This is a genomic window from Aerococcus viridans (assembly GCF_002871935.1).
Lineage (GTDB): Bacteria > Bacillota > Bacilli > Lactobacillales > Aerococcaceae > Aerococcus > Aerococcus viridans_B.
The window spans coordinates 105,890-114,509 of record NZ_PNHQ01000004.1; the positions used below are offsets into that span (position 1 = coordinate 105,890).

The 8,620-nt window shown below is 31.5% G+C and carries 7 protein-coding genes; all 7 read right to left on the reverse strand.

All coding sequences use genetic code 11. The features are described 5' to 3' along the window. Positions 1-149 precede the first annotated feature (149 nt). Positions 150-1,472 (reverse strand): sensor histidine kinase, encoded by a 1,323-nt coding sequence (locus CJ191_RS02765; protein ID WP_102198942.1) that lies wholly within the window; start codon positions 1,470-1,472, stop codon positions 150-152. Then, entirely contained in the window at positions 1,469-2,122 is a 654-nt protein-coding gene (locus CJ191_RS02770) for a response regulator transcription factor (RefSeq protein WP_070468617.1), read from the reverse strand. The genes CJ191_RS02765 and CJ191_RS02770 overlap by 4 nt, the downstream gene beginning before the upstream one ends. Positions 2,123-2,218: 96 nt before the next feature. Next, positions 2,219-3,595 carry an ABC transporter permease gene (locus CJ191_RS02775; RefSeq protein ID WP_102198943.1) on the reverse strand — a complete coding sequence of 459 codons (1,377 nt, stop codon included), beginning with the start codon at positions 3,593-3,595 and terminating at the stop codon, positions 2,219-2,221. Then, complete coding sequence (locus CJ191_RS02780) at positions 3,595-4,251, reverse strand: ABC transporter ATP-binding protein (protein ID WP_070468613.1); 657 nt, start codon at positions 4,249-4,251, stop codon at positions 3,595-3,597. Before CJ191_RS02780 ends, CJ191_RS02775 begins: the two co-directional genes overlap by 1 nt. 9 nt (positions 4,252-4,260) lie before the next feature. Next, positions 4,261-5,538, reverse strand: a complete 1,278-nt coding sequence (locus CJ191_RS02785) for an ABC transporter permease (RefSeq protein ID WP_102198944.1) — start codon at positions 5,536-5,538, stop codon at positions 4,261-4,263. Positions 5,539-6,166: 628 nt separating this feature from the next. Continuing rightward, entirely contained in the window at positions 6,167-7,357 is a 1,191-nt protein-coding gene (locus CJ191_RS02790) for an NAD(P)/FAD-dependent oxidoreductase (RefSeq protein ID WP_070468610.1), read from the reverse strand. A 348-nt stretch (positions 7,358-7,705) separates the two neighbouring features. After that, positions 7,706-8,308 carry a CadD family cadmium resistance transporter gene (locus tag CJ191_RS02795; RefSeq protein ID WP_026465298.1) on the reverse strand — a complete coding sequence of 201 codons (603 nt, stop codon included), beginning with the start codon at positions 8,306-8,308 and terminating at the stop codon, positions 7,706-7,708. Positions 8,309-8,620 lie beyond the last annotated feature (312 nt).

The window sequence follows — 8,620 nt, forward strand, 5'->3', positions numbered from 1 at the left end:
GATGCAGTTCAAAACATATTGGTGGGCACACCATTCAGCAGTACCATTTTTTTGACGCTACAGTATATAGGTCTCATAACAAAAAAGGACTCCTAGATATTGACGTAAGGAGTCCTCTAAAATGGCAGAAGGAGAATATTCTTTATATATTATTTAGAAAGCATTTTAATTTTAAAAATAAAAAAATCTTCATCCTGCAATGCTTTATATTCCATATTATAATTATTCAGAATATTACTTACAATATATAAGCCTAACCCATTACTATTTTCTTTGTTTAAATCAAATTTAACCTCAAATATTTGATCCATATTAGAAATATGATGATTACTGTTTGAATTTTCGATATAAAACCAACTGTTATCAATCCCTATATTAATTACCCCACCTACATCAGTATATTTTACAGCGTTACTAATCAAATTAGATAGAATCATTTTTAAAGCTGTTTTGCCTATATAAGCATGCGCATTTAGTAGATTATTGTTGACAGTAATGTTCTTTTGATTTACCAATACCTCATACTTTTTCAATACGTCTTCTAAAGTATCATTTATTTTCAAATATTCTTCATCATTATTCAATTTTTCTATATGATGAACAGATAATATTTGAGTAATATTTTTAGTCAAACTATCAACTATTTCAATGCATTCGTTAATATAAATATCTCTATCTTTATATTTTCCAATATTATATTTCATGTTTTCCAGTATGATTTTAAGGCTCGCTATAGGTGTTTTAAGTTCATGAGATGCACCTTTAAAAAAATCATATTTTAACTTTTCCAATTTTATAATTTCATTATTTTTAACTTCTAAATCGTTAATGGTGGTTAATAAAGCAGCATATAGGTCATTGATTTGTTGTTTGAGTTGCCCAACCTCGTCATTAGAATGCACTTTTAGACGCGCTTTTTTATCTAGTGTGATCATTTTGTCAGTAACAATTTTTATTTCCTGTATATTGTTTTTTATTAATTTAGCATACCATAAAGAAATAACGGTAGAAAATAGAATGGATATCAATAAAGAATAGGGTAAAAATTTAAGACTTAAATCTTTCGCATCTTTCTGCATATCTGCTATAGATACAAATTGTAGATTTGTTTTGTTTCCATCATTCAGCTCTATTTCTCTTTCTTCAATGATCAAAGAATTACTATCACTTTCTAAATTAAAATTGATATTATCGTTGATCTGTAATTCATGTGGATTATTCTTTTCTTCTATAAATACCTTGATTTCACTACTCTTAGAATAAAGTTCCAAAGTTTGCGCTATATCTTTTATGTGTTTTCCGTTCATATTACTAGAGATTTCATTTGCCATATCATGAATCTCTTCTTTTCTTGTCTCCAAATATGTTTTAGGAAAGATAAAAAAAACCAATAAATGAACGAATATAATAATTATGCCAAGAACAGAAAATATTTGTATGAACATTTTGGGAAATATGGTTAACTTTTTCATTTTCTCTCCAATTTATATCCTACATTTCTTATCGTCGTTATACAGTCCAATTTTAATTTTTTTCTAAGTTCTTTTATATACACATCTATTACGCGATCATAAGGAATTTCTTCGCTATCCTTCCATACATAATCAATAATTTGCATTCTTGTTAATACTTGCCCATCATTATCCAATAAACATTTTAATATCTCTAGTTCTTTTGCATTTACATCTATTTCTTCACCATTTATTTTAGCTGTATAACTATTAAAATTTACCGATAAATCCTTATATTCAAACTTTTCTATATGACCATAATGCTTCTTAATTAAAGAATCTATTCTAGCCTTTAATACCGGCAATGAAAATGGCTTTTCTACGTATCCATCTGCCAAATGCGTAAATGCATCAATTTTATATTCTTCATCACTAAATGCAGTCAAAATTAAAATTGGTAGGTTGCTTTTCTTTCTAATCTCTTTCAATACTTCTAAACCATTTACGAAGGGTATCTGAATGTCTAGGATAACCAAATTGATATCGCTACTAAATTTTGACAAGGCTTCCCTACCATCTTTAGCTTGAATAACCATATATCCAAATTCTGAAAGATATGCACTGATTCCCTCTCTTATCATATGATCGTCTTCAACAGTTAATATTTTCATAGCCTTCTCCTTTGGTGTATGTATACCATATTATACATGTCTATTATTGGATATTTGAAAGTCAAAAATTTTCGGTGCTAAAAAGCACCGAAAGCTTTAATTATTGTCAGTTAATAATTCTTTTGGATTCTTTCTTAATATATTGAAGGAAGAAATAATCAATGATATCAGAAGTACTAGACCCATAAATATAGCTACATAAATGATGAATTTAGGTAAGACATTTATGTCTAAACTTGATAAAGTCTTGTTGAATCCTTCAACTTCTGCTCCACCACCTAATTGGCTAGATGCAGATTGTCTAGCGATTTGTTTAGCTATATCATCAGTAACCTTATCCAATATATTGTTTCCAAGCTTATCAGATGTATATTGAGCTAAGAAATAAGCACCAAGTAGTGCTGGAATGGATATAAATACTAACTCAACTATGAATTGACCAAAAATTTCTAATTTAGATGTACCTAATGATAGTAATACTGCTATTTCTTTTTTTCTAGCATCCATCCATAAGAATAGCAATAACGAAACGACCACTCCTGCAAATATTAAAGCGCCAACAAGTAATTTGTTTGAAATTGAATAGATACCTGATATAGATTGTTGCAGTGCAGGATAATTGGATGAACTTTTAATCAAATTATATTCTCTCCAATTTATATCTAATTTCCCAAGATCTTTTAGTACACTATCAAGATTTTTATCCCCTTTTACAAAGAATGTTGCATCTTGGTATACAGCTGTATCTTCTGTATTACCATAAACTTTAGCAGCTGTATGAATATCAGTGATTAATGTATTTTCATATAGTTCTTGTGCTGCACTTACGCCACCGCTATTATATCCATCAAATAGACCTTTAATTTCTACTTCTACAGTTTCATTTGCACCTTTCTCATTATCAGCATCAAATAAATTAGATTTTATTTTTATTTTATCGCCAACTTTTAGATGGTTTTTTTCTGCTAAATCTTTGTGCATTAAAATTTTATTTTTATCTTCATTTTCTAAATGGTTTCCTTCTACTAATTTATATGCTTCTGATATAAATTTTGTTTCTTTTGAAGAATCGTTAACCCCAGTTAACATCACTGTTCTTTTAAAATTCTTCGCTCTTTCAGGTGATTGATTCGCAAGCGTATCTTGGGTTTCAATAATATCATAATCAACTAAGTCTGCGACACTATTTATTCTTTTTACATAGGCGTCAATGCTATCTGTTTGAGATATCTTTTTAATATCCTCACCTTTTACATTTCCCCCTCCCCTAGGTGTTCCTGGATTTACTTGTCTATTTATTTCTATAGAAAAACTATTCGTTATATTAGCAAATGTCTCTTTTGAAGCTCTGTCCGTGGCATCTTTAATCGATAAACTAATGAGACTTAAAGTTGACATGGATAAAATAACTAACATAATGATGAACGATTTTAAGCTTTTTCTTGTTACATAAGCAAATGCATTTTTTATCATTATTCAGCCTCCAAATTCATTTTATTGACTTTTTTCAATTTTTTATCACTCAGTTCTAAAATGATATCCGCAGCATCTGCTACTTCCTTACTATGTGTGACAACAATTACACATTTATTTCTATCTTTAGCCAATGTCTTTAATATATGAATGATTTCTCCAGCAGTTACACTATCTAGGTTACCGGTAGGCTCATCCGCTAGTATAATTGGCGCATCTGATACCAATGCTCTAGCAATAGCTACCCTTTGTTGCTGACCACCAGATAATTTCATCACATTTCTTTTTATTTGTGTTTTATCTAAGCCTAGTTCAAACAAAATCTGCTCATCCGCTGATTTATTTACTAATCTAATATTTTCAATTGGTGATAAATAATCGATTAAATTATAATTTTGAAACACCAGGGATATATTATTCTTTCTATGATGACGATATCCTTTCTTTTCTATATCTTCATTCTTAAACAAGATTTTCCCTGTTTGTGCTTTATCCAGTCCTGCAAGTAAGGACAGCAGTGTGGACTTTCCTGTTCCTGACTTCCCTACTATCGCATAGAACTTTCCAAGTTCAAATTTTTGATTTACACCTGATAACACTTTTTCTTTAGAATTTCCGTAACTGTAAGTTACATTCTTTATTTCGAATATATCCATTATTTTCTCCTAACTGATTTTTGATAATATTTCTTTTGGCTTCTTTATTAATATGAATGAGGAAGCAATGACAACTGATAAAACAATGATACTGACTAGTATTAAATAACTTTCTATAAAGGTTGTGATATTCAACATCAAACTGCTTTTATTGATGAATCCTCCACCGAATATCATTGCGTCCTCTGAGTTTATAAGTCCTTCTACAATTACTTTTAGGAGTAGGTTTCCTAACAATAATGAGACTATGATACTGGGTATAGATATGAATATTAACTCGAATATAAATTGCATGATGATTTGTATCTTGGTTATGCCAATCGATAAAAATATACCTATTTCATAAATTCTTTCTCTTAACCATAGAATCAAGATCAACGAAAACACAACTATACCAGCTAACATAATAGAATGAGTCATTAATTTTATGATATGTTTTATGCCACTCACTGACTCTAGAGATTCTTCAAACGCCTTATTCTCTTTCTCAATAACATATCTCGACTGGTCAATTTCAAGGGCTTTAATTTTTTTTAAAGCTAAGTCTGTAGATTGTAAACTACCAGCATACATCAAAATTTTATTGGCAATTTTATTATCTTCTGATTTATTGAATATCTCTTGGCTTGTTGAATAATCTATAAAAACCATATTTTCACTGAAATCAGAAGATAATCCTGTATATGTTTCCTGTTTTTTACCAGAAAATATTCCGATAATTTTAAATTTATGACTATTTATTTTGCCACTTTCTTCCATATCTAATAATTCAAGTTCAACTTCATCACCTAATTGGAGATTGTTTTGTTTAGCAAATTCTTCATGGATAATTATGGCGTTTTTATCATTTATTTCTATGTTTTTACCTTGTTTCATTGTAAATGCTCCGCTACTGAATAAAATGTTTCTTGAAGTATTATTAGTAGCTTCGAATGAAACAACATTTTTAAACTCGTCAGATAAATCCTCTCTTTTTATTTTTTGCTCTCCGCTAACTGCTTTAGCATCTTTTAGTTTTGCTAATCCATCAAATTGAATGATTTTTTCTTCAATCTCTGCTATTTTTTCAATATCTTTAAATTGACTGATATTAAAATAATGACCATCCTTTTGGGTTATTGATATTGAAGCATTAGAACTTTTATATAAAAAATCTTCTATTTCGTTGCTTGATTTCATTATGATCAAACATGCATACAAACAAGAAAGAACGATTGTTAAAATAACAAAAATAATCAATGTTCTATATTTTTTTCTTGTAATATATGCTAGTGCGTTTTTTATCACTTACTAATAAGCCCCTTTCTATTTTTATTCCAAAAAACTTATTGTAGCCACAGGTCAAACATTCGCATGAATTAAGCTTCCTAGCTCTTCAGAACTGAAGGCTTGTCCTCCATTATTTTTTACACAATAGCTTTGATCGCTATTTTCAATAACATTCTATACACCTTTTATGAAACGTTTATGAAATACTGCTTTATTTTTTTAAGCTAGGCTATAACAAGACAAATAACATCCTTAAATTTCTTCTTACATACTTAGCAAATAAGCATACAAAAACCCCCTAAAGTAAGACCAGAAACCTGACTTTAGAGGGTATTATTAAGAAATTATTGTAATCAATTATCGATTGAAAAGTTTTTTAGCAAACTAAAAAAAATATGATAGAGAAACTTATCATTATTTTGAAGATTTAGGTAGCACTATAACGAAGAACGAATACGCATCAAAGCAAAACTTGTTTGGTACAGTCCAGCACAGTATCGTGACCAGTAAAGTCGACAACAATCATTAATTGTCATTGATATAAAAAAGAGTTGACGATTGGTCAACTCTCGTAAAATTTTTCCATAAAATATTCCTTTTTATCATCTTTTTCAATTCTGAAGCTATCTAGTATTCAACAAATCAATTAAATAGGCTTCAACATTCTCGTTAGCTTATCTAATGTTTTCGGTGGGTTAACAAGAATTTCACGGGCCTTATCCATATCAACTTTCACATTATAAGTTAATATTCCTGTTGGTTTACCTTTAAAAAGATAATAAACAATATAACCTCCGGCAACTTCTTCAATAATCGCATCATCACGGTTGCGACTCATTTCACCGACACCTTCAATAGAAATATCTAAGACATTCGTATAAGAGAGTGGCGCACCATGATTATAAACTTCTTCAGCGCCCGTCATGTTTCGTCCCGCTACTTTCCCAGAATACTCCGCTTGCTCTTCATGTTCAAAACGATTACGTCCTATGATTACATCTGGATAATTCAACACATCTCCTGCTGCATAGATATGTTTGTTGGAAGTTTGCAAATACTTGTCAGCAATGACGCCATTACCCACTTCTAACCCAGCTGCTTCTGCTAATTCAACATTTGGCTTTAATCCAATTCCTAAAACAAGAATATCCGCTTTCAATACAGCGCCATTCTCTAATGTAAGACTCACCTGATCGTCTGCTACACTGTAACTATTAGCATAAGTATTGTTTATCAAAGAAACGCCAATATCTACAAAGCGCTGTTGAAATTCTTTAGCAAGCATTCGTGGTAGTCGTTTTTCATTTAATATTTCATTAGGAAAAACAAGCGTCACATCCATATCATTCAGCTTTAGACCTGCTGCAAGTTCTGCTCCAACCCAGCCTCCTCCAACGATAATGACTTTGCTCCCAGGTTTGGCTAACTTTCGGAGGTTTCGGTAATCTTCTAAGTTTCTTAAAGCTAGGACACGCTCGCTCTCCAGCCCATCAATCCACTTTGGAGCGCCACCCAGTGAATAAAGCAATTTTTCGTATTGATAGATTTCTCCACTCTCAATCTCAATCGTTTGTCGATCGGCATTAATTTGCTTCACAGTTGTCCCAGTTAAGATATCAATCGATTCATTATCCGAAATATTATAATATATCGTTTCTTTTGGGTAGGCTGGCTCTGTCCAAAATTCTTTACTTAATGGAGGACGATAGTAGGGTTTGTCAGTTTCTTGCGTGACTATCAGCAATGTCCCTTTACGGTCATACTTACGAATTTCCATTGCGGCATTGGCACCAGCCATCCCGCCACCTAATATTATATATTTATATGAATATTGCATAAATCATGCCCCCCTTTTTCTCTTCCTACATATATTACCAAAATTCTTCTTAAATATTTTTGCATACGCTATATTTCTTATTCTCTCTCGAATTAGATCTATGATTGTCTCAGTTTTTCAAGTATAACCTATTAATAAAATATCAGCTTATTTATTTCCCATTTAGAGAATAAGAAAGCTGTGATCCATAATTGTTAAAAAATATACATAAAAATGAGACACAGAACGACGCTAATGATATTACATCGTTCTGTGCCTCTTTCATATTCCGGTTGTGTTATATGTATCTAAGCTCAACCTTATATACTTTAATGGTATATTCTACTTTCCGTGAAGGTGCTTAAAATTCTATGCAATCAGTGACCAAAGATGTTGAATCGTACCATTCTCTAACAGAATAAAAATACCCAAGCCGATGAAAACGACTGGTACGATGACTTTTTCGTAACGCTCAACTACTTCACCAATCATAGGAACCGAAGCTAATCGTTTGGATAAATAACACAAGGTAAAAATCCCAATGATAAAAACAAGGATCACAACCATGACTTCCTGGAAGGACATTCCAGTAAAGTAAGGAATATAAATCCCCAAATTATCTCCGCCAAGGGCAATGGTCAGAGCAACCACACTCGCAACTTCTGACTGTCTATGCGACATCTTTTCTTCTAAGTCCTTTTCATCTACATCTTCATCGATGAAGATAGCCCGAATCCCCAGAATCAAAGGAAGTAAACCAAGTAATCCGATCACCCAATCTTGTGGAATAAAGTTCAGGAAGTACGCTGCAATGAGACTAAAGCCAACGAGCAACCCCGTTCCAATATATTGGCCAATATAAATTGATCGTTGTTTACCCGTATTCATGGTAGAGAAAAGAATCGTTAAAACAACCAAATAATCGATGGACGTAGAGATAAAAACTAACATTGAAGATATAATTATTTCCATAAGCCTCCCCTTTCAATATGTTTATTAGAATTGGTAGTTTTCACACAAACACATCAACTTGGCCAAAGCCAAGGGAGAATGTTTAATAAATTGCTTCATATAAAACATCCAACTTTCATATTTTTTTCACGTGACTCATATGCTTTCTAAACCAACATTTATGAAGTCGCTTTGTTCCCTCATCAACTACTCTCTGTTAAAACAGAGAGTTTGTCCTAAACATGGTGGTTGTACAAACGATGTAATATCTCCAACCGTTTAAAGACACTAAGGGATGGTTGACTGGCACCCCATCAGTAAGCGGTCTGTAGA